This is a genomic window from Sphingomonas sp. BRN-1R (assembly GCF_057748035.1).
In genome coordinates, this window is record NZ_CM173236.1 from 240,737 (window position 1) to 265,199 (window position 24,463).

Sequence of the window (24,463 nt, forward strand, 5' to 3'; positions counted from 1 at the left end):
AGGGGGCGGGGCCGGCGCTCCGCCGCTATTCCATCGCGACGCGGATCGCGGCGCCCGCGACGAACGGCGCGCCTGCGACCAGCAGGAGGCTGACCGCGCCGAGCAACTTCAGCGCGCCCACGCCCGCGCCGGTGTCGAGCGCGCCCGCGCCGAAGATCAGCAACGGCACCGCGAGCGGCAGCATCAGCAGCCCGGCGATCGCCCCTGCGCCGCGCAGGCCGGCGATCAGCGCCGAGGTCGCCACGGCGAGCGCTGCAAGGCCCGGGGTGCCGATCAGCAGCCCGAGTTCGACGCGGGCAAGCGTCTCTCCCGTGATGCCGAGCAACCCGGCCGCGACCACTGCCGCCAGCATCAGCGGCGGCGCGAAGCCGAGCCAGTGCGCGAGCATGCGGGCGGCGGCGACCCCGCTCATCGAGAAACCGCGCACCGCGAGCTGATCGAACACCCCGCTCTCCGCATCCGGCCCGATCAGCCGCTCGACCGGGAGCAGCGCGGCGAGCAGCGCCGCCGCCCAGATCACGCCGCCACCGACACGCGCGAGCAGCGCCGCGTCGGGGCCGATCGCGAACGGAAACAGGATCGCGACGAGCAGGAAGAACGCGACCGGGTTGATCAGCCCGCCGCCAGCCCAGGCGAGCCGCAGATCGCGCATGACGAGGCGGGCGAGGCCGGTCACAGCGCGATCTCCTGCGCGTCCGGCAGCGCGACCTCGGTATGGGTGGCGACCAGCGCGATGCCGCCACGCGCGCGGTGCGCGGCGATCAGCGCTTCCAGCATCTCCACGCTGGCGGCGTCGAGCCCGTTGGCGGGTTCATCGAGCAGCCACAGCGGTGCGCCGCTCGCCACCACGCGTGCGAGCGTGGCGCGACGGCGCTGACCGGTCGAAAGCAAGCGCACCGGCACCTCGGCGAGGGAGGCGAGCCCGGTTGCGGCCAGAGCATCCGACACGCGGCGCGCCGGATCGTCCGCTGAGTCGAGCGCTGCCCAGAAGGCGAGGGCGGCATCGAGCCGACGCCCGCCGTCGAGCGCGGCCGCCTCCGCCATCAGCGCGCACGGCGGCGTTTCGACCGTTCCGCCCGCGGGCGCGAGCAACCCGGCGGCAATGCTCAACAGGCTCGACTTGCCGACGCCGTTGGGGCCGGTCACGCGCGCGGCGTCCCCGGGCGCGAGCGTGAAGCTGAGGCGTGCGAACAACTGCCGCCCGCCGCGCACGCAGGTCACGTCGCGAAACGCGAGTGCGGTGGGCGGTTGATCGGGGGCGGCCATCGGCTATGCCTTAGGCGAGAAGGCGCGCGCTGCGCCAGCGGTGAGGATGGCGACGATGATCGAGCAACTGAGCGATGCCGAGCGGGCCGAGGCGCTCGATGAACTCGATGAATGGGATTATGACGAGGCGCGCGATGCGATCACGCGTACCTTCACCTTTGCGGACTTTTCGGGCGCGTTCGCTTTCATGACGCGCGTCGCGCTGCTCGCCGAAAAGGCCGATCATCATCCTGAATGGAGCAACGTGTGGAATCGCGTCGACATCCTGTTGACGACGCATGACGCGGGCGGGCTGTCGCACCGCGATGTCGATCTCGCCCGCGCGATCGAGGCGCTGGCGTAACCGCCGGGCGTCAGAGCAGCCCGACGGCTTTGAAGTGGCCGAACAGCATCAGGCTGGTCAGCACGAACGCAGCAGCGGCGAAGGCGATCGGACGGGCCATCTGCCGCCCGATCATGCGATCGGGGCGGCAGTGACGGCAGTGCCGGCGAGCAGCACGGTAAAGACGAGCGCCCCCGCAAGCGAGACGGCGAGTTGCTGGAGCGAGGCGAAACGAGCGTTCATGAGGTCTGTCCCTTTATGTCGGCAAGCCGGACCATCCGGCGGCCGATGTCATGGGAGTTGCACAGGGCGTGCCAAACAGGAAAACCGTGCAATCGGCTGAGGATAGTCGATTTCGCCGTTGTAATCGGCCCGGCCCGAACAGCGTATCGCGCCAAGATATGGCGAAAAACCCTATGCGGTGAACAGTCGGTTACGGCCAGCGTTCTTGGCTTCGTACAGCAGCCGGTCGGCACGTCCGAACGCGGTGGCAAGATCCTCGTCCGGCACCACCGGGGTCATCCCGCCCGAAAAGGTGATCGTACCGATCGCCTCGTTCGATTCGCGCACACGGAAGCGTCGTGCGGCGACCTGCTCGCGCGCGGCCTCGAGCGTCGCCACCGCCGCATCGGGGGTGATGCCGACGAACAGCACCGCGAACTCCTCGCCGCCGTAGCGCGCGACAAGATGCCCGGCGCAGGCCGCGCTCAGCGCAGCACCGATCGCTTTCAGCACGCGATCCCCAACGGCATGGCCGAAGCGATCGTTGACCGACTTGAAGCGATCGACGTCGCACACCGCGACATGGAGCGGCTGTTCCGCGCAGGCGAGCGCGAAGGCTTCCTCGAACGCGCGGCGGTTGGGCAGATCGGTGAGCGGATCGCGGCGGGCATTGTCGCGCGCCTCCTCCAGCTTGGCGCGCAACTCGCAGGCTTCGCTAGTGGCATCGGCGAGCCGGCTCTCGGCGGCCTGGACACGCGCGAGCATCACGCTGGTCAGCCGCACCACCTCGTCCGCCGCGCGGTCCGATCGGCGCATCGCATCGGCGCTGGCGGCGAGATCGCGGCCGAAATCCTCGGTCTCGCTGCGGATCGCCTGCATCATGTCGGTGAAGCCCTCCACCTGCATCTGCGTGCGCGCGACCAGCCCCTCGGCGATCGCCACCGGGTCGGGCGGCGTGTCGGCGTCGCTGCTGCGTTGCACAGGCGCGCGCAGCGGCACGACGGTCGCCTGCGTCGGCACCGCTTCGCCGCCGAGCGTTTCGATATCCTGCGCGCTGAGGCGGAAGCCGCCGTCGGTAAGCGTCTTTACCGACCGGGCGAGCCCGCCGTCGCTTTCCGTCATCATGCGATAGGCGAACTGATAGTGGCGCGGATCGGGGCTGAGCCGCTGATCGAGCAGGAAGTCGCGTATCCGGTCGAACAGCGTTTCCGGACCGGTTTCGACCCTGCCGCCGTGTCTGAGCGCTGCCATCGTCACGTTCTGCTCACCCTTCAGCAAACGGCCGCGCCCCCGCGCCGCCGTGCTCCCCGAGGTTCGGCTACGGCCACAACTGCTAACAACCCGTCACCGGGGTCGGATGTTTCGATGCCGTTTCGATTCTGGAAGGCGGCGCGGAGTCTGGCGGTTTCGAAGCGGCGCGGCTAGGCAGGGGGCATGCGTGTCTCCCCCGCCGATCTCGATCTCGCCGCCGAACTCGCCGCTGCGGCGGGGGCTGCGATCCGCCCCTATTACCGGCAGCCGCATGGGCTGGAGGCGAAGGACGATGCTTCCCCCGTCACGCTCGCCGACCGCGCGGCGGAGGCGGCGATGCGTGCGATCATCGAACGGCGCTTCCCCGACGATGCGATCATCGGCGAGGAGTACGGCGTACGCGAGGGCAGGAGCGGGCGGGCGTGGGTGCTCGACCCGATCGACGGCACGCGCGCGTTCATCTCAGGCCGGCCGATCTTCGGCACGCTGATCGCGCTGGTGGCGGACGGCTGGCCGGTGCTCGGCGTGCTCGATCAGCCGATCCTCAACGAGCGCTGGGTCGGCACGATCGGACGGCCGACGACGTTCAACGGCCAACCGGCGCAGGCGCGGCGCTGCCCCGATCTGGCGAAGGCGTTGCTCGCCACCACTTCGCCCGCGCTGTTCGACGATACGCAATTGCATGCGTTCGAGCATCTCGACGGCGCAGTGATGAGCACGGTGTTGGGCGGCGACTGCTACAATTACGGGTGCGTGGCGAGCGGCTGGCTCGACGTGGTGGTCGAGGCCGGGCTCAAGCTGCACGATTTCGCGGCGCTGGTGCCGATCGTCGAGGGCGCGGGCGGGCGGATGTGCGACTGGCAGGGCGATCCGCTCACCGCCGACAGCATCGGCGAAGTAGTCGCGGCAGGCGATCCCGCGCGGATCGAGGAGATTCTCGAGGCGCTTGCCTGTCGGGGGCATTGAGCGTCGTGTAGGGCGGCGAAAGCGCCGGCCTCAGAACAGCCCGAGGAATTTCTTGCGCTGTTCGTGCTTCTCGCCGGCCGAGCGCTTGCCGTCCTCGGCCTTGGCGGTGGTGCCGTGGCCGACGTCGTCGCGTGGCTTGCCCTTGGTGGTGCGCTGCGCGGTGGCGGTCGCGCCGGCCAGCACCGGGCCGCACTGCGCCGCCTTGGCGTCGCCCACGTCGACGAACGCCAGCACCGCCGCCAGCGGCGTGCCGACCAGCCCGAGCGCCACGCCCGCGCCCGCGCGTTCGATCAGGTCCGCGCTGATCGGGTTGATCGCGGGCTTGGCGAAGCTGCCCTGGATGCCGATCGGCGACTGGGCGGAGAACAGGCTGATCTTCTTGGCATCGGCGCGGAACGCCATGTCAATCGCCTCGGTGCCGAAGCCGAACCCGCCGCGCCCGATCATCACGTTCTTGGTCGTGTCGATCAGGATCGGGTCCGCCGCCGCGACTCCGCGGCGCACGGTGAAGCCGATCAGCCCGCAGTTGATCTGCACCGGCTCCTTGAGCTTGCCCTGGAACATCTTCTGCACGAACGTGCCGATGTCGAGTTCGGCGATCTGCACGTTGCGCGTCCAGAACGTGCCCTTGGGCATGGTGAAGGCGATCCGCCCGCGCGAGCTTGCCAGCGACTGGTGGAGCGTGTCGCCATCGCCGGCGAGCTTGATGCGGCCTTTGACCACGCCGCTCGTCCCGGCTTCGTCGACGCCATAGCCGGCGAGCAACTTCCCCATCGGCGTCGGTGCGAGGCGGATGTCGTAATCGGTGTGCATCGGCGCGCGGCGCTCGTCCATGATGATATCGGCGGCGACATTGCCGCGTGCCATCGAGAAGGTCAGCGGCGACAGCTTGAGCAGCCGGTCGACCAGCGAGACGGTGAGGTCAATATGCGAGATCGGCACGTTGCGCGACCGCACCACGCCCACCGTCCAGTGCACCGCCGCGTCGAAATTCTTGATCGCATCGACGCGCAGGTTGGCGTCGGGCAGTACGTGCGCCGGGCCGGAGCCGGTCTCGGCGGCGGCGGCGACCGCGCCCTTCGCGGCGACCGTGTCGGGATCGTAGCCGATGAACGGCGCGGCATCGATGATGTCGAGCGAGCGCGTCGCGAGCGCCGCGTCGATCTTCAGCCGTGGCGCGCCGTTGCGGATGGTGAACTTGCCCGCCAGATCGCTCGCGCCGAATCGGCCGGCGAAGCGGGTGAAGGCATATTCCTCACCGGTCTTCACCAAAGTCGCATGCGCGGTATAGGCGCGGGTGCGTGGGATGACGACACCGATGATGCGCAGCAACTCGGCCGCGTTGCGCCCGCGCGCCTTCACCGCCAATGGCACACCTTCGATGTCGGTCAGGCCGGGCAGCGTGCCCGAAACGTCGACGATGTTGTGTGCGGCGTTGGCGGTAAGCTGCAACTGGTTCTTGCCGCGCGCGACCGTCTCGTTGGGGGAGAGCAGCGCGCCCGACAGCGTGAACGGCGTGTCGCGCACCACGCCGCTACCGGTGAAGCGGATCGCGTCGGTGATGTTGGTGCCCTGCGACCGGATCGGCTCGAACGACAGATCGGCGGTCAGCCGCATCTTCGGGTCGCGGTAGCGTAGGCTGGTCTGCGCTACCAGCGCGCGCCGCACGATCGGCAGCGTCAGCGGCTTGCCGCCCTTGCCGTCGCCGAAGGTCCAGCTGTTATGCGTGTGCGCGGCATCCCATTCGAGGTCGATCGCGCCTTTGGTCAGATCGAGGAAGTGCATCGTCTTGCGCCCCCAGATCAGCGACAGCGGCGCGATTCGGGTGTCGATCCGCCCGGCCTCGAACAGATTGGGCTTGGTCGCCCAGGCGGGGTTCGAAATCGTGATGCCTTCAGCGAGGAACTTGATGGTGATCGGATCGAAATAGAGCTGGAAATCGCCACGCACCTGCACGGTGCGGTGGAGTAGCCCGGCGGTGATCCGCTCGAACGGATGTTTGAGGAAGCGGCCCTTGGTGATGTAGAGCACCAGCCACACGAGGAACAGCGCCGCGACGATGCCGAGCACGACGTTGCGCACGATCCGCCACCTGCGGCTGCGCCGGCGCGGCGTGGTCGGCGCGTCTGGGGTGATGCTGGTCGCGCTATCCATGCGCGGACAACCTTCGCGTGGCGCTGCGGTTCCGGTTGCAATTCGCCGGGCGAATCGCTAAGCGCCCCGCTTCCCGCGAGTAAGAGGAACTGCCCGGCCGGTATGGGCTGCCGTGGCCGTTCATAATTCGTCGCGAAACGAAGGAGACGAAAATGCCCAAACTCAAGACCAAGAGCGGCGTGAAGAAGCGCTTCAAGCTCACCGCCACCGGCCTGCTGAAGCACGGCGTCGCCGGCAAGCGCCACCGCCTGCTGCATCACAACGGCAAGTACATCCGCCAGAACCGCGGCACCAAGGTTCTCGCCAAGGCCGACACCGCTGCGGTGAAGGCCTGGGCGCCCTACGGCCTGCGTTGAGCGGAAGGAATTAAATAAATGGCACGCGTAAAACGGGGTGTTACCACCCGCGCCAAGCACAACCGGATTCTCGATCAGGCGAAGGGCTATTACGGCCGTCGCAAGAACACGATCCGCATCGCCCGTCAGGCCGTCGAGAAGGCCGGCCAGTATGCGTATCGCGACCGCAAGGTTAAGAAGCGCACCTTCCGCGCCCTGTGGATCCAGCGCATCAACGCGGCCGTCCGCGTTGAGGGGCTGACCTATGCGACCTTCATGCACGGCCTGAAGCTCGCCGGTGTCGAACTCGACCGCAAGGTCCTGGCCGATATCGCGATGCACGAAGGCGCTGCGTTCAGCGCGATCATCGCGCAGGCGAAGGCGGCTCTGCCCCAGGCTGCCTGAGGCGATCTGTCGCAAGACGAGACAAGGGGCGTCGGTGGGGTACCACCGGCGCCCTTTTTCTTTCAGACTCACCAGCCCGTTCGTGCCGAGTAGCTGCCGAGTAGCCCGCAGGGCGTGTCGAGGCGCAATTTCGTGGTACAGGTGCCTCGATACACGCTCTCGATACGGCGCCTACTCGATCGCTACTCGGCACGAACGGAGTGATGCGCGGGACAACGGCGCACGAAGGAAGCATCATGGCGCCCAACATCTGGTGGCTTTACGTCACCACCGTCTTCCTGATTTCCGGCATGCCCGGCCCCAACATGCTGCACGTGATGGTGCAGAGCATCCAGCACGGCACGACCCGCGCGCTGGCGGCGATGGCGGGGCTGATGAGCGCGGTGCTACTATGCCTGCTCGCCTCCGCTGCCGGGCTCGGAGCGCTGCTCAAGGCGTCGCCGCTGCTGTACGACATCATCCGCTATGCGGGCGTCGCCTATCTGGTGTGGCTCGGCGTCAAGGCGTGGCGGGCGCCGGTCGCGGCCGACGATGCGCAGGTGGCGACGCCGCGCCGGTCGCTCGGTGCCTTGTACGGCACGGGGCTGGCGACCGGGCTGTCCAACCCCAAACTGATCGTCTTCGCCGCCGCGCTGTTCCCGCAGTTCCTCGATACGCACCGCGCGTTCCTGCCGCAGCTCGGCATCCTGATCGGCAGCTTCGTGGTGATCGAAACCACGTGGTATGCGGTCTATGCGGTCGGTGGGCGCTCGCTCGCGGCATGGCTTGCGCCGGCCAACCGACGGCGGTTGTTCAACCGCGCATCGGGGCTGATCTTCATCGGTTTCGGCGCGGCGCTGCTCGGCAGCCGCGTGTGACCGCTTGACCTGAGCGGCGCGCTCGGCTTCGTGCGCCGCGACCAAGGAAGTGATGATGGCTGATCTCGACCAACTCCATACCGACCTGCTCGCGCGCATCCATGCCGCCGACAGCCTCGACACGCTCGATGCGGTGCGTGTCGCCGCGCTCGGCAAGCAGGGCAGCGTCACCGCGCTGCTTAAAACGCTCGGCGGCATGTCGCCCGACGAGCGGCAGGTGCAGGGCCCGCGCATCCAGGCGGTGCGTGAGGGGCTGACCGCTGCGCTCGTCGACAAGAAGGCCGCGCTCGACCGTGCCGAACTTGACGCGAAGCTCGCGCGCGAGACGCTCGACATGACGTTGCCGCCCGAGGCCGCGCCGACGGGGAGCATCCACCCGGTCAGCCAGGTGATGGACGAACTCGCCGAGATCTTCGCCGATCTCGGCTTCGCGGTCGCGACTGGTCCCGAGATTGAGACGCAATGGTATAATTTCACCGCGCTCAACATGCCCGAGACGCACCCCGCGCGGGCGATGCACGATACGTTCTACCTCAACGCGCACGGTGACGAGGAGGCGCGCGTGCTGCGCACGCATACCAGCCCGGTGCAAATCCGCGCGATGCAGGCGGCCGGCGGCACCAAGCCGATCCGCATCATCGCGCCGGGCCGCACCTATCGCAGCGATTCGGATGCCACCCACACGCCGATGTTCCATCAGGTCGAAGGGCTGGTGATCGACAAGGGGATCACGCTCGGCCATCTCAAATGGACGCTCGAGACCTTCCTCAAGGCGTTCTTCGAGCGCGACGATATCGTGCTGCGGCTGCGCCCGAGCTACTTCCCCTTCACCGAACCCTCGGCGGAGGTCGACGTCGGCTTCTCGGTTGTGAACGGCAAGCGCGTGATCGGCGGATCGGACGGATGGATGGAGGTGCTCGGCTCGGGCATGGTCCATCGCAGCGTGATCGCGGCGGGCGGCTACGATCCCGACGAATGGCAGGGCTTCGCGTTCGGCTGCGGGATCGACCGGCTGGCGATGCTCAAATACGGCATGGACGATCTGCGCGCCTTCTTCGACGGCGATGCGCGCTGGCTGAAACATCACGGCTTCTCCGCGCTCGACGTGCCGACCTTGAGCGGTGGGGTGGGGGCGTGAGCGCCCGCAACTCTCGTCACCCCAGCGCACGCGCTGCCGCCACCCTACAGACAGACCCCAGCTTGCGCTGGGGTGACGGATTGATCGCATGAAATTCACCCTCTCCTGGCTCCACGAGCATCTCGACACGACCGCTTCGCTGTCCGAGGTCACCGATACGCTCACCCGCATCGGCCTTGAGGTCGAGGGCGTCGAGAACCCCGGCGCCAAGCTCGCCGATTTCCGCGTCGCCAAGGTGCTCACCGCCGAGCGTCATCCGCAGGCGGACAAGCTTCAGGTGCTGTCGGTCGATGCTGGTGACGGCGCGATGCAAGTGGTGTGCGGCGCGCCCAACGCGCGCGCCGGCCTCGTCGGTGTGTTCGGCATGCCCGGCGCGACCGTGCCCTCGAACGGCATGGTGCTGAAAGTCGCGGAGATTCGCGGCGTCGTCTCGAACGGGATGATGTGCTCGACCCGCGAGCTCGAACTCGGCGAGGACCACGACGGCATCATCGAGCTGCCCGCTGATGCGCCCCTCGGCACGCCGTACCCGGAGTACGCCGGACTCAACGATCCGGTCATCGACGTGGCGATCACGCCCAACAAGCAGGATTGCATGGGCGTGCGCGGCATCGCCCGCGATCTCGCCGCCGCCGGATTGGGGATGCTCAAGCCGCTGGTCGTGCCCGGCACGGCGCAGGCATCCGTGGCGATTGCGGGCGAGGGCGCGGGGCCGGACATCCGCATCGAGGATGCCGAGGGCTGCCCCGCCTTCTACGGCCAGGGTGTGACGGGCGTCACCAACGGCACCGCGCCCGAGTGGATGGCGCGCCGGCTCAAGGCAATCGGGCAGAAGCCGATCTCGACGTTGGTCGATATCACCAACTACGTCTCGTTCGATCTCGGCCGGCCGCTGCACGTCTATGATCGCGCGAAGCTGTCGGGCGGACTCGTCGCGCGCAAGGCCGCTCCCGGCGAGCAACTGCTCGCGCTCAACGGCAAGACCTACACGCTCGACGACACGATGACCGTGATTGCCGACGACAGCGGTGCGCTCGGCATCGCCGGCATCATCGGCGGCGAATCGAGCGGGTGCGGTGCGGACACCACCGACGTGGTGATCGAATGCGCCTATTTCGATCCCGAGAGCATCGCCCGTACCGGCCAGAAACTCAGCGTCACCAGCGATGCGCGCCAGCGGTTCGAGCGCGGCGTCGACCCCGCGTTCGTCGAAGACGGCCTCGCCATCGCGACCGGGATGGTGGTGAACCTGTGCGGCGGCACCCCGAGCGGCATCACCCGCGCCGGCACACCGCCGGTGCCCGCTACCGTCATCCACTATGATCCGTCGCGTGCGGAGACGCTCGGCGGCCTCGCGGTCGCGCCCGAGCGGCAGCAGGCGATCCTCGAAAGCCTCGGCTTCACCGTCGCCGCCGACTGGCAGGTCGGCGTGCCGAGCTGGCGGCGCGATGTCGAGGGCGTGCCCGATCTGGTCGAGGAGGTGATCCGCATGGTTGGCATCGACCATGTGCCGCCGGTGCCGCTGCCGCGCATCCCCGGCGTCGCCACGCCGACCGCCACGCCCGAGCAGAAGGTCGAGCGTCGCGTGCGCCGCGCCGCCGCCGCGCGTGGTCTGGGCGAGGCGGTGACGTGGAGCTTCGTCTCCGAAGCTGAGGCCGCCCCGTTTGGCGGTGGTGCGTGGAGCCTCGCCAATCCGATCAGCGAAGACCTCAAGATCATGCGCCCCTCGTTGCTGCCCGGGCTGCTGTCGGCGGCGGCGCGCAACCTCAAGCGTGGTGCGGACGGGGTGCGGCTGTTCGAGATCGGCCGCCGCTATCTCGCCGAGGCGGAGCGCACCACGCTGGGCGTCGTGCTGGCGGGCGAGAAGCGCGCGCGCGGCTGGCAGAGCGGCAAGGCACAGCCCTTCGACGCGTTCGATGCCAAGGCCGAGGCGCTCGCGCTGCTCGGCGCGGCGGGCGCGCCGGTCGAGAACCTGCAGATTTTCGGCGAAGCTGGCGAGCATTGGCACCCCGGCCAATCGGGCACGTTGCGACTGGGACCGAAGACGGTGCTGGCGGCGTTCGGCATCGTCCATCCGCTCACCGCGCGTGCGTTCGATCTCGACGGGCCGATCGCGGCGGTCGAGCTGTTCCTCGATGCGATCCCGGCCAAGCGCGGCGACGCCAAAGGTGCGGGGGGCTTCATGCGTGCCGCTTATGCGCCGCCCGCGCTCCAGCCGGTGCGGCGCGACTTCGCCTTCACCGTGCCGGCCGGGCTCGCCGCCGATGCGCTGGTGCGAGCGGTGAAGGGTGCGGATAAGGCGGCGATCACGGCGGTGCGGCTGTTCGACCTGTTCGAGCGGGACGACGTGCGCTCGATCGCGATCGAGGTGACGCTGCAACCCGGCGACAAGAGCTTCACTGACGAGGCGCTCAAGGCGATCGCCGACAAGGTGGTGGCGGCCGCCGCGAAGCAGGGTGCGGTGTTGCGGGGGTAATTCCACCACCACCGTTCGTGCTGAGCCTGTCGAAGCACATGCCCCAAAAGTCGGCGCATGTGTCACGCCCTTCGACAAGCTCAGGGCGAACGGGTTTTGTCGACTAGAGCAAGGCGAGCGCGCTGAGCTTCGCCAGCAACGTCGCGGGCATCGCGTCCGCCTCGTAATCGCCCTCGCCGAAGTCCGATGGCGCATCATCGGCTTCGAGATAGCGCCAGCCCTGATGCGCGCGCTTCGGGCGCGGCTGGACGCGCACCAGCGCGGGCGCGAGGTGGATCGCGACGCGCCCGTCCTCCGCCTCGCCAAAGCCGGTGATGGCGGAGCGAGCCACCAGCGTGTGCTTGATGATCCAGAACAGCGAACCCTGCCCGGCGACCTCCTCGTGCCGTTTGGGCAGGTAGCGCGTGGTCAGGAACAGCGGCCCGGCGGCGACGCGCGCTTCCAGCCGGTCGGCAAGCATGTCGTAACTGGTGGACCCGAACGCGACCTTGGTGAGATGGAGTGCCATCGCCTCCATCTGGGCACCGCGCGGCTAACCGCCAAGCCCCCACAGGGTCGCCAGCCCGAGAAACGAGAAGAACCCCATCACGTCGGTCATCGTCGTCACGAACACCGCCGAGGATACGGCGGGATCGACGTCGAGCCGGTCGAGGGTCACGGGGATCAGCACGCCCGCCAGGCCCGCCACCAGATTGTTGATGAGCATGGCAAGCGCGATCACGAGCCCCAGATGCAGGTTGCCGAAGATCAGGAACGTACCCAGCCCGATCAGCACGCCCAGCATCGCACCGTTCGCGGCGGCGATGCGGAATTCGCGCAGGATCATGCGCAGGGTATTGGAGCTGGTCAGCTGATTGGTGGCGAGCGCGCGCACCACCACCGCCAGCGTCTGCGTGCCGGCGTTGCCGCCCATGCCCGACACGATCGGCATCAGCACCGCGAGCAGCGCGAACCGCCCGATCTCACCCTGGAACAACCCCACCACCGACGCGGCGAGCATCGCCGTGCCGAGGTTGACGACCAGCCACAGGAAGCGCGTTCGCACCGTCAGCAGGATCGGTTCGTTGATATCGCCTTCGCCCGCGCCCGACAGCCGCAGGATATCTTCGCCCGCCTCCTGCTGGATGATGTGGACGACATCGTCGACGGTGATCATGCCGACCAGCCGCCCGTTCATGTCGACCACCGCGGCCGAGATCAAAGCGTATTTCTGGAAGCGGAGCGCCACCTCTTCCTGGTCCATATCGACCGGGATCAGCGTCTGCTCGCGCTGCATCACGTCGCCGATGCAGATGCCGCGCGGGGTGCGCAGGATCCAGGAGAGCTTGCACGTCCCCACCGGCTTGTGCGCGGGATCGACCACGTAGATTTCCCAGAAATCGGTGGTCAGTTCCTCATGGCCGCGCAGATAATCGAGCACATTGCCGACGGTCCAATGCTCGGGCACCGCGATCAGCTCGCGCTGCATCAGGCGGCCAGCGGACTCCTCGGGGTAGGACAGCGCCTCCTCGATCGCGGCACGGTCGTCGGGGTCGAGCGCGCGGAGCACCTCGCGCTGATCCTCGACGTCCATGTCCTCGATGATCGCGACCGCGTCGTCGGTATCGAGTTCAGCGGCGATATCGGCGATTTCGTGCGGCTCGAGCGCGTCGATCAAATCCTCGCGGACGTAATCGTTCATCTCGGCGAACACGTCGGCGTCGAGCAGGTCGGTCACCGCCTTGGCGAGATCGGCGCGGTCCTCGTGCGGGGTCAGCTCGAACAGATCGGCGATGTCGGCGGGGTGGAGCGGCTCGACCAGCGCGCGCGCGCCCTCAGCATCGCCTTCGTACACCGCATCCAGCACGGCGCGGACGAACTCGGGCTTGAGCCGGTCGTCCTCGTCGAGCTGGGCCTCGGCTTCGTCTTCGGCTTCGATCGGGGGCAGTTCGGTTTCGCTCATCGTCTCGCCTCCTGCCAATCGGCGCCGGTACGAGCGGCTCCTAACGCCGCCTGCCCACAAAGCCAACGCTCGCGCGTTGGCATGACGCGATTGTCAGCGCGGGGGATACACCTTACGTGCGGACCGCACTTTCAAGGACAAGGATTAGCAGGATGGCCGATACTCCCGAAACGCTGACGCTGACGCTCGAGAGCGGCGACGTCGTCATCAAGCTGCGCCCCGATCTCGCGCCCAAGCACGTCGCGCGCATCGCCGAACTGGCGAACGAGGGCTTCTACAACGGCGTGGTGTTTCACCGCGTGATTCCGGGCTTCATGGCGCAGGGCGGCGACCCCTCGGGCACCGGCATGCGCGGTTCGGACAAGCCGAACCTGCCGGCCGAGTTTTCCAAGGAGCCGCACGTCCGCGGCGTGGCGTCGATGGCGCGCACCAACGATCCGAACTCGGCGAACAGCCAGTTCTTCATCTGCTTCGACGATGCGCGCTTCCTCGACGGCCAGTACACCGTCTGGGGCGAAGTGACGTCGGGCATGGAGCATGTCGACGCGCTCCCCAAGGGCGAGCCGCCCCGCACGCCCGGCAAGATCGTCAAGGCGGTCGCTGCGTAATCGACGTTCGGGCCCTCTCTCCGTGCGCGGGGAGGGGGCTCATTACCGCGCCCGTTTTCTATCCCACCGTTCGTCCCGAGTAGCTGCCGAGTAGCCCACCGGGCGTATCGAGGTAGCGTATCGAGGGACAGCCCCGCGCGATTACCTGTGCTTCGATACGGGCTCTCGATACGGCTTCGCCTACTCGATCCCTACTCGGCACGAACGGGAAGGGTGGGGGCGACGTGCAAACCTCCCCGAGCCAAAGACATCCGCCAGCCCCCCGTTCGTGCCGAGCGAAGTCGAGGGATGGTCCCACGCGCAGGTGCCTCGACTTCGCTCGGCACGAACGGGGGGACTCGGGCGACGGGGCCGAAAGCGCCTAAACGCTCGGATCGGCGATCGCCGTCACCAGCCAGTCGTGGAACAGCTTGACCGGGCGTTGCAGCATCGCGCGCGGGCGGCAGGCGAACCAATAGCTGTACGGGCTCTCGATCTCGATATCGAACAGCCGCACGAGTCGCGGGTCGCGCGCGTCGGCGAAGTGGCTTTCGTGCATGAAGGCGACGCCGAGCCCCTGCGCGGCGGCCTCCAGCATCAGCGGGCCCGAGTCGAAATGGTCGATCGCGAGCGGCGCTGTGTCCTGTAACCCCGCCGCGCTCCAGAATTCGGTGAACAGGTCGGGCATGTCCTTGTGGACGAGCGCGGTCAGCCCGGCGAGCTGCTCGGGCTTGGTGACGGGATTGGGGCCTTCCGCCATCGCCTTCGCGCCGATCACATAGATCGAATTGCGGTCGAGCCGCTTGCCGTACAGCGCCGGGTCCATCTCGCGCGCGAGCGCGATCACCGCATCGAGCCCTTCGCCCAACCGCGCGAAGCCGTGGCTGGCCGTGTCGATATCGAGATGCAGCTCGGGGTGTTTGGTGCGCAGATCGCCGAGATGCGGGAACAACCGCTGCGACGCGTAGAGCGGCATGATGCCAAGCCGCAGCCGCAGCATCTCGGTGCCGCTGGTCATCACCTCGACCGCGTCGGACAGGCTGTCGAGCGCGGGGGCGATCTGCTGGAGCAGGCGTTCGCCGTCTGCATTGAGCACGACCGCCTGGTGCCGGCGCTCGAACAACGGCTTGCCGATGAAGCGCTCCAGCGCCTGCACGCGGCGGCTCAGCGCCGGCGCGGAGAGCGCCAGTTCCTGCGAGGCGGCCTTGATCGAGCCAAGCCGCGCGACTTGGACAAAGGCTTCGATCGCCGTCAGTGGTGGCAGTCTGCGCATCGAACTCCCGGTTCCTTGTGCACTGCAACATAGGAGGCGAAGCGCTGCCTCGCCATCCTTAAGATGCAAAAACTGGCGTGCGATTGCAATATACGCATCTTTGCGGAAACCTTTCGCACTTGCACAAAACTGCGCTGCGCTGCACATCAGGGGTGCCTTTCAGGCATCCTCTCCTAAAACTTTCACGGCCGGCCCCTCGCGGGGCTGGCCTTTTTTTTCTTTTGCGTCCGGCACTTGGCGGTCGCAAGCCGCTTCCCCCTCGCATTGCGGGAACCACTTCCTATCTCCCGCGCTTGAACATGCGTTCCAGGGGCGGGGTCGATGGCCGACAGCGAAGTACCAGTGAAGAAGTTGCAGGTCGCCAACGCGCGCCCCGAGGATAGCGGGCGCGGCCTCGCGCATGTGCCGCGTGCGATCATGGCGGCGCTTGGCCTGGCCGAGGGCGACGTAATCGAAATCGAGGGCAAATCGACCACGCCTGCGCGCGCGGTCGCGCCCTATCCGGAGGACGAGGGGCTCGAGATCATCCGCATCGACGGGCTTCAACGCGCCAACGCCGGGGTCGGTTCGGGCGATTTCGTCGAGGTGCGCAAGGTCGAATCGAAGCCGGCCGCGCGCGTGGTGTTCGCGCCCGCGCAACAGAATCTGCGGTTGCAAGGCTCCTCGACCGCACTGAAACGGACCTTCTTCGGCCGCCCGCTGACGCAGGGCGACGTTGTCGCCACCGCCGGTCAGCAGCGCGTCGAGAACATGCCGCCGGGCGTCCAGCAATTCCTGCGCTCGCCGGCCTATGCGTTGCAGGAGATCCGCCTCGTCGTGATCTCGACCACGCCCAAGGGCGTCGTCCATGTCGACGAGACCACCGAGATCGAACTGCGCCCCGAGTACGAGGAACCCAAGGAAGCGCGCCGCGCCGACGTCACCTATGACGATATCGGCGGCATGGGGCCGACGATCGACCAGTTGCGCGAGATGGTCGAATTGCCGCTGCGCTATCCCGAATTGTTCCAGCGACTCGGCGTCGATCCGCCCAAGGGCGTTTTGCTGCACGGGCCGCCCGGCACCGGCAAGACCCGGCTCGCGCGCGCGGTGGCGAACGAATCGGCGGCCGAGTTCTTCCTCATCAACGGCCCCGAGATCATGGGCTCGGCGTACGGCGAATCGGAAAAGCGCCTGCGCGACGTGTTCGAGGAGGCTGCGCAGAACGCGCCGTCGATCGTGTTCATCGACGAGATCGATTCGATCGCACCCAAGCGCGGGCAGGTGTCGGGCGAGGCGGAGAAGCGGCTCGTCGCGCAGTTGCTGACGCTGATGGACGGTCTCGAGGCGCGCGCCAACGTGGTGGTGATCGCCGCGACCAACCGCCCGGAGGCGATCGACGAGGCGCTCAGGCGGCCCGGCCGGTTCGACCGCGAGATCATCGTCGGCGTGCCCGACGAACGCGGGCGGCGCGAGATCCTCGGCATCCACACGCGCGGCATGCCGCTGGGCGAGAAGGTCGATCTCGCCGAACTGGCACGGACCACCTACGGCTTCGTCGGTGCCGATCTCGCCGCGCTGGCGCGTGAGGCGGCGATCGAGGCAGTGCGGCGGATCATGCCGCGCCTCAACCTCGCCGAGGGTACGATTCCGCCCGAGGTGCTCGATACGCTTGCGGTGACGCGCGAGGATTTCCTCGGAGCGCTCAAGCGCGTCCAGCCGAGCGCGATGCGCGAGGTGATGGTCGAGGCGCCGCGCGTCCGCTGGGAGGATGTCGGCGGGTTGGACGACGCGCAGATGCGGCTCAAGGAAGGCGTCGAGCTGCCCTTGAAAGACCCGGATGCGTTCCGCCGTATCGGCATCCGTCCGGCCAAGGGCTTTCTGCTCTACGGCCCGCCCGGCACGGGCAAGACGCTGCTGGCGAAAGCGGTCGCGCGCGAGGCGGAGGCGAACTTCATCGCCACCAAGTCGAGCGACCTGCTCAGCAAATGGTATGGCGAGAGCGAACAGCAGATCACCCGGCTGTTCGCGCGCGCCCGGCAGGTCGCGCCCTGCGTGATCTTCATCGACGAGCTCGATTCGCTGGTGCCCGCGCGCGGCGGCGGCATGGGCGAGCCACAGGTGACCGAGCGCGTCGTCAACACCATCCTCGCCGAAATGGACGGGCTGGAGGAGTTGCAGGCGGTCATCGTGATCGGTGCGACCAACCGGCCCAATCTGATCGACCCGGCGCTGTTGCGGCCGGGGCGGTTCGACGAGCTGATCTACGTCGGCGTGCCGGACCGCGAGGGGCGCGAGCGCATCCTGCGTATCCAGAGCGCCAAGATGCCGCTGGCGGACGATGTCGATCTCGCCGATCTGGCGGGCAGGACCGATCGGTTCACCGGCGCCGATCTCGGCGATCTGGTGCGGCGGGCGGGTCTGGTCGCTTTGCGTCAGTCGCTGTCGGTCGGGCAGGTGACGCAGGCGCATTTCGACGCCGCGCTCAAGGAGTCGCGCGCCTCGGTGACGCCCGAGCTGGAACGCGAGTATGAGCAGATGGCGACGCGGCTGAAGCAGGATGCGTCGTCGTTGCAACCGATCGGCTTCGTCTCGCCGGGGCAGCTCAGGCCGCGCGAGGAGTGAACGCCTCGGCCCGGTGCAAGCTGGGGCCGCTGTGCGGAGGGTGTCACGCCCGCCACATAGCGGCCCCGGCCTGCGCCGGGGCGACGGTTATTTCGTCCGATGATATCCGCGCGATGCCTCCGCGACGATCACCTCGTACCAGTCGTACCAGCGCCCGCGGCCAAGCGCGCGGATTTCGGCATGACGCGGGTGCGCGCGCCACGCCAGTGCGCTCGCCTCGTCCGCCCAGAAGCTGATCGTGATGCCGAACCCGTCGTCCCCGCGCGTGCTCTCGATACCGCGATAGCCGGGCTGTTGTGCGGCGAGTGCGTCCATCTCGGCCGCCGCCGCGGCGTAGCCGGCCTCGTCCACGCCGCTGCGTCGCGACAGGAAGACGACGAGCGTCTGGCCGGTACGATCCTGATCCATCGCCGCGCGATGCCCTGCAACGCGACGGGCTTGCAACCGATTCCGGAACGTGTTGGTTACGCCGGTGTGACAATGACCAACAGGATGTGCCGTTGACCCTCTCTACCCTCGGCGACCGTTCGCCTGCGCGAGACCGCAAATGGAGCAACTCCCCGCAGGCGCTGTTCCTGCGCGGGTTCATCAAGCATCCGGTGATGGTCGGCTCGATCGTGCCATCGTCGCAGAAGCTGATCGCGCGGATGCTGGGGCGGGTCGATTGGGGCAAGACCAGGCTGTTCGTCGAATATGGCCCCGGCGTCGGCACCTTCTGTCAGCCGATCCTCGACCGGCTCGCGCCCGATGCGACCCTGCTGGTGATCGATACCAACCCCGATTTCATCCAGCATCTGCGTCGCGAGATCCGCGATTCGCGCTTCGTCGCGGTCGAGGGGTCGGCGGCGGATGTGCAGGCGATCATCGCCGAACACGGTTTCGAACATGCCGATTACGTGCTGTCGGGGCTGCCGTTCTCGACGCTGCCGCCGGGCGTCGGCGATGCGATCGCGGTGGCGACGCACAAGGTGCTGCGCCCGGGCGGCGCGTTCCTGGTCTATCAGTTCCGCGCGCGGGTGCGCGATTTCCTGTCGCCGCACTTCACGCGGATCGATCCGGCGTTCGAATGGTGGAACGTGCCGCCCGCGCACCTGTTCTGGGCCTGGAAGGACTGACGCTCGCGGCGGCAAAGTAAGCCCGTTCGCCCTGAGCGTGTCGAAGGGCGTGCCCGCAACGCGAGGTATCGGGCATGTGCTTCGACACGCTCAGCACGAACGGGGGAGTCGGATGGCTTGGCGAGCGGTTGCCGCCTGCGGCAGCTATGCCGCGATGGGAAAGCGCAGCAGCCGGTCGCGCACCGGCACCAGCGCCTCCGCACCGAGCCCGACTGCGCGGACGATCTCCGGGTGGCCCGCGTCGAGCCCACCGGTGAGCGATCCAAACGCGGGCAGCACAAGCTTGGTCGGCGTCGCGACGAAGCACCGCCGCGAGATGTTCTGCCCGCGCACGCGCAGCCGCAGCTTGGGATGATAATGCCCCGACAGTTCGGGCCGCGCCTCGCCCGCCTCGGCCTCGTGGCGCAGCACCAGCCCGTCGACCACCGCCTCCTCCACAACGTCGCCGCCGCAGCGATCGACCAAAGCGACGTCGTGATTGCCGGTGATCCACGTCCAGCGCGTGCGCGCCGTCAGCGTGCGGAGCGCGACTTGCGCGGCTTCGGGCAGCCGTTCGCAGCCGGCACTGTCGTGGAAACTGTCGCCCAGGCACCAGATTTCGGCAGCGCCCGTCGCGGTCGCCAGCGCGGTCAGATCGGCGAGCGTCGCCAGCGAATCGTATGGCGGCAGCATCTGCCCGCGCATCGCGAACCAACTCGCTTTCTCGAAATGCAGATCGGCGACGATCAGCGCGCGCCGCGCGGGCCAGAACAGCGCCCCTTGCGTCAGCGCGACCAGATCGAACCCTGCGAACGAAAAGCGAACCATCGCCGTGCTAGACCGCAAAGCGGCCGCCGGATCAAGCCCCCCGAGGTCGGCTGCGGCACTGCAACAATTCCCTTTGCACGTCCGTTCAGCAAGCGTACAGCGCCCCGTCTTTCGAGCCGCGTCCAATGACAGGTCCACCGCATGTCCACCGTGCCTGAAACGACAGGTCATCCAACGCAGTCCCATGCCGCTCCCGCGCACCCGGCCCCCGCGCATCCGGCAATGGCCGCGCTGACGATCGGCGCGATCGGCGTGGTGTTCGGCGATATCGGCACCAGCCCGATCTACGCGTTTCGCGCAGCCCTCGCGCTCACCACCGCCGACGGCGCGGAGGTGAACGAGGTGCTCGGCGTGCTGAGCCTCGCCTTGTGGGCACTCATCTTCATCGTCACGATCAAATATGTCGTGTTCCTGATGCGCGCGGACAATCACGGCGAGGGCGGCGTGCTCGCGCTCACCGCGCTGGCCCGGCGTGCGCTCGGCAAGCGTTCGATGATCGCGCTGGTGCTTGGCGCATCGGGCGCGGCGTTGTTCTACGGCGACGCGATCATCACGCCGGCGCTGTCGGTGCTGTCGGCGGTGGAGGGGTTGAAGACGCTGCCGGGCGCGGGGGGGATGTTCGGCGACGATTTCATCCTGTTCCTCACCATCGCCATCCTGATCGGGCTGTTCGCGATCCAGTCGCGCGGCACCGCCAGCGTGTCGAAGCTGTTCGGCCCGGTGTGCATCCTGTGGTTCCTGTGCATCGGCGGGCTCGGCCTGTGGCACATCAGCGACGAGCTTTCGATCGTACGCGCGTTCCTGCCCTCTTACGGCGTGCTGTTCCTCGCCACGCACGGCGTTATGGGGCTGTTCGTGCTGGGCGCGGTGTTCCTGACCGTGACGGGCGCGGAGGCGCTGACCGCCGATATGGGGCATTTCGGGGTGAAGCCGATCCGCATCGGCTGGTTCGGCCTCGTGCTGCCGTGCCTGTTCCTCAACTATCTGGGGCAGGGCGCATTCGTGCTCAACGCACTCGAAGCGGCGCACGCTGCCGGGCGGGATATCGGCGATCAGGACTGGTTCTTCCTGATGGCGCCCGAGTCGGTGCGGCCGGTGCTGATCGTGCTGTCGCTGCTTGCCACCATCATCGCCAGCCAGGCGGTCATCACCGGGGCCTATTCGCTCACGCAACAGGCGATCCAGCTCGGATTGCTGCCCCGGTTGCGCATCCGCCAGACCTCGGCGAGCCAGGCGGGGCAGATCTATCTGCCGTCGATCAACTGGCTGCTGCTGGCCGGCGTGCTGATCCTAGTCGTGCAGTTCCGCACCTCCTCGGCGATGGCGGCGGCGTACGGCATCGCGGTGACGGGGACGATGGTGGTGACGACCTGCCTCGCCTATATCGTCGTGCGCTACACCTGGGGCTGGTCGCGGGCACGTTCGATCCCGCTGATCCTGCCGTTCCTGCTGCTCGATCTGGTGTTCTTCGGCGCAAACATCCTGCGCGTGATCGAAGGCGGCTGGGTGCCCTTGCTGGTGGCGGCGGTGATCGGCTTCCTGGTCGCGACCTGGGTGCGCGGGCGCGGCATCGTGCGCGAGTTCGAGAAGCGGCAGAGCGTCCCGCTCGCCGATCTCGCCGCCGCCTTGTCGCGTCGCCCGCCCGAGCGAGTCGAGGGGACGGCGGTGTTCCTCACCGCCAATGCCGATGGCGCGCCGGGCGCGCTGCTCCACAACCTCAAGCACAACAAGGTGCTGCACGAGCGCAACCTGATCGTCAGCATCCGCACCGCCGACCGGCCGTTCGTCGAAGCGGACGAACGGATCCGCACCAAGCCGATCGACGACAATTTCAGCTCGATCGTGCTGACCTACGGCTTCATGGAATCGCCCGACGTGCCGCATGATCTCGGGCTGGCGAGCACCGATCAGCGCAAGGGGCTCAACCCGGCCAAGACGAGCTATTTCATCGGCCGCAACACGATAAAGCCCGCCGCCGATCAGGGCATGCCGATCTGGCAGGACCGCGTGTTCATGTTCCTCCAGCGCAACGCCAGCGACCCGACCGACTTCTTCCACATCCCGCCGGGCAAGGTGCTCGAACTGGGCGAGCAGGTCACCGTCTAGCGCCGTAGCGGACGGCCGATCAGATGACGTATTCGACCGTCTTGGCCTGATCGGTCGCCGCTGCCGTCGCGGCGCGCTTGGCGGCGATCTCACGGTGGAGGCGGACGATCGTGCGGCTGCCGGTGGTCTTGAACGCGAACGGCAGCACGCCGTGGAGCACCGCCGCCACGCCCGCACCGATCATGATGACGCCGAACCGCGTCGCCACGCCGAAATGCTCGCCATAGCTCTCGCCGACGGAGGCGGGGTGATCGAGAAACAGGCGGCGGAACATGCGTTTACTCCTTTGCCTCTTTTAGGCGTCCGCCCGTCTGGCAGCAATCTGTGGCAGCATGTCGGCGGCGAGTGCGCTCAGCGTATCGTCGCGTGCGCCCATCACCACGATCCGGTCGCCCGCTCGCGCCTCCGCCACCAGAGCGACGGCGGCGGCGGCACGGTCGGCGATGTGGCGCGCGTGCCCGCCGATCTCGGCGATCAGATCGGCGCTCGTTACCGCGCGGTCGACCGTGCCGCCCTGATAGACCGGATCGGGCATCACCAGCACATCGTAGGCCCCAAGTTTCTCGCGGAACATCGCGACCAGCTCGTGGCGCATCACCTTCAATGGCCCATAGCCGTGCGGCTGGAACAGCACGAGCAGCCGCCCGGAGAAGGCGTGGAGCGTATCGAGCGTGGCGGCGATCTTGTCCGGATTGTGCCCGAAATCGTCGATCACCGCGACGCCGGCGGCTTCCCCGACCAGTTCGAAGCGACGTTTGAGCCCCACAAACCCTTCGATCGCGGCAATCGCCTCGGCCAGCGGTACGCCCGCCGCCCGCGCGGCCCCGATCGCGGCGAGCGCGTTGGAGACGTTGTGCCGCCCCGGCACTGCCAGCCGCACACGGTGACGTGCGCCGTCCGCAACGAGGTCAAAGCTAATCGCGAAGGGTTCAGGTGCGAGGTTCTCCGCGACGAGGTCGGCCGCGCGTTCGACCGCGAAGGTGATCGGCGGCTTGGGCAGAGCGGCGGCGAGCGCGGCGGTTTCGGCATCGCCGATGTTGAGCACCACCGTTTCGGCATGGCGTGCGAAATCGCCGAACAGCGTGCGCAATTCCTCGAGCGACTTGTGGTCGAGGCTGACGTTGTTGAGCACCGCGATCTTCGGGCGGTACAGCGCGATCGAACCGTCGCTCTCGTCCACCTCGCTGACGAACGCCGCGCCTGAGCCGACCAGCGCGCTCGCGAACGGCGCTTCTGGCACGGCAAAATTCTTCATCACCGCGCCGTTCATCACGGTCGGGTCGCGCCCGGTGGCGTGCAGGATCCAGCCGATCATGCCGGTGACGGTCGATTTTCCGCTGGTGCCCGCCACGCCGATCGGCAGATCACTCGCGTTGAACAGATCGGCGAGCAGTTGCGCGCGGCTGAGCCGGGTCGCGCCCACCGCTTGCGCCGCGACGATATCGGCGACGGTCGATTCGATTGCGGCGGAGGCGACGACGATCTGGTCGGCGGAGATGATGCCGCTGCCGTCCTGCGCGAACAGGTCGATGCCGAGCGCGCGAAGCGCGTCGAACTTGGCGGGCAGCCGCGCCTGATCGAGCGCGCGATCCGAGCCCGACACACGCGCGCCACGGCCCGCGAGGATCATCGCCAGCGGCATCATCCCGCTGCCGCCGACGCCGACGAAGAAGTAGGGGTTGGTGGACTGCATCGCAGCACGCTATCCGAAGTTTCGCGGTGCAGGGCAACCTAGACCGTTCGTGCCGAGCGAAGTCGAGGCACATTTCAGCGCGTGCCCCTCGACTTCGCTCGGGGCGAACGAAGGGTGAGCTCAGAATGAAAATCGCCATCTGCGCGCCGGCGCGCCCGATCGATCCGGTGGTGGAGCCGCGCATCAAGGCGCTGTCCGCGCTCGCCTTTCCGGAGGTCGAGATCGTCGTCCACCCGCAATGCTTCATGGAAGACGGCCATTTCGCCGGCAGCGATGCGATGCGCGCCGCCGCCTTCCTCGAATTCGCCAATGATGCCGCATTCGATGCGATCTGGTTCGCGCGCGGCGGCTATGGCTCCAACCGCATCCTCCACACTGTCATGCCGCAGCTCGGGCCAGCGGCGGCGCACAAACACTATCTCGGCTATTCGGACATGGGGTTCCTGCTCGGCGCGCTCTATGCGCGGCGGATCGGGCGGCCTGCGCACGGACCGATGCCGTCCGAGGTCAGCCGACAGGGCGATCAGGCGCATGACGTGATGCGCTCGCTGGCGTGGCTGGTGCGTGGCGACCGCGCTGGACTGGAGCCGAGCCTCGACGGACGACCGGCGGCGGCGTTCAACCTGTCGATCCTCAGTGCGCTGATCGGCACGCACTGGCTGCCCGACCTGACCGACCACGTGCTGATGATCGAGGAAGTGTCCGAACCGCTCTACCGGATCGACCGCATGCTCTCGCAGATGGCGCACGCCACGCAGTTGAAGGGGATCGCCGGCATCCGGCTCGGCCGCATCACCGAGGTGGTGGCGAACACCCCCGAGTTCGGCGAGACCCCCGAACAGATGATCGTGCGCTGGTGCGGCGAGATGGGCGTGCCCTATCTCGGCCGCGCCGACATCGCGCACGACGCGCAGAACAAGGTGGTGCCGTTCGGAATCGCCTGA

General features: G+C 67.9%; 23 protein-coding genes. 12 read left to right on the forward strand and 11 right to left on the reverse strand.

What is annotated here, in order from left to right; genetic code table 11:
• Window positions 1–25 precede the first annotated feature (25 nt).
• Together AC3ANX_RS01080 and ccmA are read right to left on the reverse strand one after the other, a co-directional pair.
• The gene (locus AC3ANX_RS01080; protein ID WP_488336854.1) at window positions 26–652 is read right to left on the reverse strand and encodes a heme exporter protein CcmB; all 627 of its coding nucleotides are present in this window, start codon (window positions 650–652) and stop codon (window positions 26–28) included.
• A gap of 20 nt (window positions 653–672) precedes the next feature.
• Window positions 673–1,266: a heme ABC exporter ATP-binding protein CcmA gene (gene ccmA / locus AC3ANX_RS01085; RefSeq protein ID WP_488335211.1), complete on the reverse strand. Its 594-nt coding sequence runs from the start codon at window positions 1,264–1,266 to the stop codon at window positions 673–675.
• Between the two features lie 55 nt (window positions 1,267–1,321).
• On the opposite strand from ccmA, the gene AC3ANX_RS01090 reads away from it, so the two are divergent.
• The gene (locus tag AC3ANX_RS01090) at window positions 1,322–1,609 is read left to right on the forward strand and encodes a 4a-hydroxytetrahydrobiopterin dehydratase (protein WP_488335212.1); all 288 of its coding nucleotides are present in this window, start codon (window positions 1,322–1,324) and stop codon (window positions 1,607–1,609) included.
• A 393-nt stretch (window positions 1,610–2,002) separates the two neighbouring features.
• Here AC3ANX_RS01090 and AC3ANX_RS01095 read toward each other — a convergent pair whose 3' ends face one another.
• Window positions 2,003–3,061 carry a GGDEF domain-containing protein gene (locus tag AC3ANX_RS01095; protein ID WP_488335213.1) on the reverse strand — a complete coding sequence of 353 codons (1,059 nt, stop codon included), beginning with the start codon at window positions 3,059–3,061 and terminating at the stop codon, window positions 2,003–2,005.
• 183 nt (window positions 3,062–3,244) lie between these two features.
• On the opposite strand from AC3ANX_RS01095, the gene hisN reads away from it, so the two are divergent.
• Window positions 3,245–4,027, forward strand: a complete 783-nt coding sequence (gene hisN, locus AC3ANX_RS01100) for a histidinol-phosphatase (RefSeq protein WP_488335214.1) — start codon at window positions 3,245–3,247, stop codon at window positions 4,025–4,027.
• A 30-nt stretch (window positions 4,028–4,057) separates the two neighbouring features.
• Here hisN and AC3ANX_RS01105 read toward each other — a convergent pair whose 3' ends face one another.
• Entirely contained in the window at window positions 4,058–6,181 is a 2,124-nt protein-coding gene (locus tag AC3ANX_RS01105; protein WP_488335215.1) for an AsmA family protein, read from the reverse strand.
• Window positions 6,182–6,333: 152 nt separating this feature from the next.
• Here AC3ANX_RS01105 and rpmI point away from each other — a divergent pair, with 152 nt between their 5' ends.
• From rpmI to pheT, 5 genes are all read left to right on the forward strand, one after another.
• Entirely contained in the window at window positions 6,334–6,537 is a 204-nt protein-coding gene (gene rpmI / locus AC3ANX_RS01110) for a 50S ribosomal protein L35 (protein ID WP_093223455.1), read from the forward strand.
• Between the two features lie 18 nt (window positions 6,538–6,555).
• Window positions 6,556–6,921, forward strand: a complete 366-nt coding sequence (rplT, locus tag AC3ANX_RS01115) for a 50S ribosomal protein L20 (RefSeq protein WP_242147995.1) — start codon at window positions 6,556–6,558, stop codon at window positions 6,919–6,921.
• Between the two features lie 236 nt (window positions 6,922–7,157).
• Window positions 7,158–7,778, forward strand: coding sequence for a LysE family translocator (locus AC3ANX_RS01120; RefSeq protein WP_488335216.1), 621 nt, complete (start codon window positions 7,158–7,160; stop codon window positions 7,776–7,778).
• A gap of 55 nt (window positions 7,779–7,833) precedes the next feature.
• Window positions 7,834–8,916, forward strand: a complete 1,083-nt coding sequence (gene pheS / locus AC3ANX_RS01125; RefSeq protein WP_488335217.1) for a phenylalanine--tRNA ligase subunit alpha — start codon at window positions 7,834–7,836, stop codon at window positions 8,914–8,916.
• 88 nt (window positions 8,917–9,004) lie between these two features.
• On the forward strand, window positions 9,005–11,392 hold the full coding sequence (pheT, locus tag AC3ANX_RS01130; RefSeq protein ID WP_488335218.1) for a phenylalanine--tRNA ligase subunit beta: 2,388 nt from the start codon (window positions 9,005–9,007) through the stop codon (window positions 11,390–11,392).
• Between the two features lie 103 nt (window positions 11,393–11,495).
• Here pheT and AC3ANX_RS01135 read toward each other — a convergent pair whose 3' ends face one another.
• A complete protein-coding gene (locus tag AC3ANX_RS01135) occupies window positions 11,496–11,900 on the reverse strand; it encodes a DUF1489 family protein (RefSeq protein ID WP_488335219.1) in 405 nt (134 codons plus the stop codon).
• A gap of 24 nt (window positions 11,901–11,924) precedes the next feature.
• The gene (gene mgtE / locus AC3ANX_RS01140) at window positions 11,925–13,334 is read right to left on the reverse strand and encodes a magnesium transporter (protein WP_488335220.1); all 1,410 of its coding nucleotides are present in this window, start codon (window positions 13,332–13,334) and stop codon (window positions 11,925–11,927) included.
• A 152-nt stretch (window positions 13,335–13,486) separates the two neighbouring features.
• Between mgtE and AC3ANX_RS01145 the strand changes: the two genes are divergently transcribed.
• Window positions 13,487–13,942, forward strand: coding sequence for a peptidylprolyl isomerase (locus AC3ANX_RS01145; RefSeq protein WP_488335221.1), 456 nt, complete (start codon window positions 13,487–13,489; stop codon window positions 13,940–13,942).
• Window positions 13,943–14,303: 361 nt separating this feature from the next.
• On the opposite strand, the gene AC3ANX_RS01150 is transcribed toward AC3ANX_RS01145, so the two are convergent.
• The gene (locus AC3ANX_RS01150) at window positions 14,304–15,194 is read right to left on the reverse strand and encodes a LysR substrate-binding domain-containing protein (RefSeq protein ID WP_488335222.1); all 891 of its coding nucleotides are present in this window, start codon (window positions 15,192–15,194) and stop codon (window positions 14,304–14,306) included.
• Window positions 15,195–15,515: 321 nt separating this feature from the next.
• Between AC3ANX_RS01150 and AC3ANX_RS01155 the strand changes: the two genes are divergently transcribed.
• A complete protein-coding gene (locus AC3ANX_RS01155) occupies window positions 15,516–17,798 on the forward strand; it encodes a CDC48 family AAA ATPase (protein ID WP_488335223.1) in 2,283 nt (760 codons plus the stop codon).
• 87 nt (window positions 17,799–17,885) lie between these two features.
• On the opposite strand, the gene AC3ANX_RS01160 is transcribed toward AC3ANX_RS01155, so the two are convergent.
• On the reverse strand, window positions 17,886–18,206 hold the full coding sequence (locus AC3ANX_RS01160; protein WP_488335224.1) for an antibiotic biosynthesis monooxygenase family protein: 321 nt from the start codon (window positions 18,204–18,206) through the stop codon (window positions 17,886–17,888).
• A gap of 194 nt (window positions 18,207–18,400) precedes the next feature.
• On the opposite strand from AC3ANX_RS01160, the gene AC3ANX_RS01165 reads away from it, so the two are divergent.
• Window positions 18,401–18,913 carry a class I SAM-dependent methyltransferase gene (locus AC3ANX_RS01165; RefSeq protein WP_488336855.1) on the forward strand — a complete coding sequence of 171 codons (513 nt, stop codon included), beginning with the start codon at window positions 18,401–18,403 and terminating at the stop codon, window positions 18,911–18,913.
• Window positions 18,914–19,057: 144 nt separating this feature from the next.
• Here the strand turns inward: AC3ANX_RS01165 and pdeM are convergent, their stop codons facing one another.
• Entirely contained in the window at window positions 19,058–19,720 is a 663-nt protein-coding gene (gene pdeM, locus AC3ANX_RS01170; protein ID WP_488335225.1) for a ligase-associated DNA damage response endonuclease PdeM, read from the reverse strand.
• 141 nt (window positions 19,721–19,861) lie between these two features.
• Between pdeM and AC3ANX_RS01175 the strand changes: the two genes are divergently transcribed.
• Complete coding sequence (locus AC3ANX_RS01175) at window positions 19,862–21,826, forward strand: potassium transporter Kup (RefSeq protein ID WP_488335226.1); 1,965 nt, start codon at window positions 19,862–19,864, stop codon at window positions 21,824–21,826.
• 19 nt (window positions 21,827–21,845) lie between these two features.
• On the opposite strand, the gene AC3ANX_RS01180 is transcribed toward AC3ANX_RS01175, so the two are convergent.
• Both AC3ANX_RS01180 and AC3ANX_RS01185 read right to left on the reverse strand, forming a co-directional pair.
• Complete coding sequence (locus tag AC3ANX_RS01180) at window positions 21,846–22,100, reverse strand: DUF6356 family protein (protein WP_488335227.1); 255 nt, start codon at window positions 22,098–22,100, stop codon at window positions 21,846–21,848.
• A 21-nt stretch (window positions 22,101–22,121) separates the two neighbouring features.
• Window positions 22,122–23,519 carry a glutamate ligase domain-containing protein gene (locus AC3ANX_RS01185; RefSeq protein ID WP_488335228.1) on the reverse strand — a complete coding sequence of 466 codons (1,398 nt, stop codon included), beginning with the start codon at window positions 23,517–23,519 and terminating at the stop codon, window positions 22,122–22,124.
• 125 nt (window positions 23,520–23,644) lie between these two features.
• Here AC3ANX_RS01185 and AC3ANX_RS01190 point away from each other — a divergent pair, with 125 nt between their 5' ends.
• Window positions 23,645–24,463 (forward strand): LD-carboxypeptidase, encoded by an 819-nt coding sequence (locus tag AC3ANX_RS01190; RefSeq protein WP_488335229.1) that lies wholly within the window; start codon window positions 23,645–23,647, stop codon window positions 24,461–24,463.

What these genes read in the sequence shown, in the direction of transcription:
- AC3ANX_RS01080 (WP_488336854.1), bottom strand. Translation starts at nt 652, where the DNA reads ATGCGCGATCTGCGGCTCGCCTGGGCTGGCGGCGGGCTGATCAACCCG.
- ccmA (WP_488335211.1), bottom strand. Translation starts at nt 1,266, where the DNA reads ATGGCCGCCCCCGATCAACCGCCCACCGCACTCGCGTTTCGCGACGTG.
- AC3ANX_RS01090 (WP_488335212.1), top strand. Translation starts at nt 1,322, where the DNA reads ATGATCGAGCAACTGAGCGATGCCGAGCGGGCCGAGGCGCTCGATGAA.
- AC3ANX_RS01095 (WP_488335213.1), bottom strand. Translation starts at nt 3,061, where the DNA reads ATGGCAGCGCTCAGACACGGCGGCAGGGTCGAAACCGGTCCGGAAACG.
- hisN (WP_488335214.1), top strand. Translation starts at nt 3,245, where the DNA reads ATGCGTGTCTCCCCCGCCGATCTCGATCTCGCCGCCGAACTCGCCGCT.
- AC3ANX_RS01105 (WP_488335215.1), bottom strand. Translation starts at nt 6,181, where the DNA reads ATGGATAGCGCGACCAGCATCACCCCAGACGCGCCGACCACGCCGCGC.
- rpmI (WP_093223455.1), top strand. Translation starts at nt 6,334, where the DNA reads ATGCCCAAACTCAAGACCAAGAGCGGCGTGAAGAAGCGCTTCAAGCTC.
- rplT (WP_242147995.1), top strand. Translation starts at nt 6,556, where the DNA reads ATGGCACGCGTAAAACGGGGTGTTACCACCCGCGCCAAGCACAACCGG.
- AC3ANX_RS01120 (WP_488335216.1), top strand. Translation starts at nt 7,158, where the DNA reads ATGGCGCCCAACATCTGGTGGCTTTACGTCACCACCGTCTTCCTGATT.
- pheS (WP_488335217.1), top strand. Translation starts at nt 7,834, where the DNA reads ATGGCTGATCTCGACCAACTCCATACCGACCTGCTCGCGCGCATCCAT.
- pheT (WP_488335218.1), top strand. Translation starts at nt 9,005, where the DNA reads ATGAAATTCACCCTCTCCTGGCTCCACGAGCATCTCGACACGACCGCT.
- AC3ANX_RS01135 (WP_488335219.1), bottom strand. Translation starts at nt 11,900, where the DNA reads ATGGCACTCCATCTCACCAAGGTCGCGTTCGGGTCCACCAGTTACGAC.
- mgtE (WP_488335220.1), bottom strand. Translation starts at nt 13,334, where the DNA reads ATGAGCGAAACCGAACTGCCCCCGATCGAAGCCGAAGACGAAGCCGAG.
- AC3ANX_RS01145 (WP_488335221.1), top strand. Translation starts at nt 13,487, where the DNA reads ATGGCCGATACTCCCGAAACGCTGACGCTGACGCTCGAGAGCGGCGAC.
- AC3ANX_RS01150 (WP_488335222.1), bottom strand. Translation starts at nt 15,194, where the DNA reads ATGCGCAGACTGCCACCACTGACGGCGATCGAAGCCTTTGTCCAAGTC.
- AC3ANX_RS01155 (WP_488335223.1), top strand. Translation starts at nt 15,516, where the DNA reads ATGGCCGACAGCGAAGTACCAGTGAAGAAGTTGCAGGTCGCCAACGCG.
- AC3ANX_RS01160 (WP_488335224.1), bottom strand. Translation starts at nt 18,206, where the DNA reads ATGGATCAGGATCGTACCGGCCAGACGCTCGTCGTCTTCCTGTCGCGA.
- AC3ANX_RS01165 (WP_488336855.1), top strand. Translation starts at nt 18,401, where the DNA reads ATGGTCGGCTCGATCGTGCCATCGTCGCAGAAGCTGATCGCGCGGATG.
- pdeM (WP_488335225.1), bottom strand. Translation starts at nt 19,720, where the DNA reads ATGGTTCGCTTTTCGTTCGCAGGGTTCGATCTGGTCGCGCTGACGCAA.
- AC3ANX_RS01175 (WP_488335226.1), top strand. Translation starts at nt 19,862, where the DNA reads ATGTCCACCGTGCCTGAAACGACAGGTCATCCAACGCAGTCCCATGCC.
- AC3ANX_RS01180 (WP_488335227.1), bottom strand. Translation starts at nt 22,100, where the DNA reads ATGTTCCGCCGCCTGTTTCTCGATCACCCCGCCTCCGTCGGCGAGAGC.
- AC3ANX_RS01185 (WP_488335228.1), bottom strand. Translation starts at nt 23,519, where the DNA reads ATGCAGTCCACCAACCCCTACTTCTTCGTCGGCGTCGGCGGCAGCGGG.
- AC3ANX_RS01190 (WP_488335229.1), top strand. Translation starts at nt 23,645, where the DNA reads ATGAAAATCGCCATCTGCGCGCCGGCGCGCCCGATCGATCCGGTGGTG.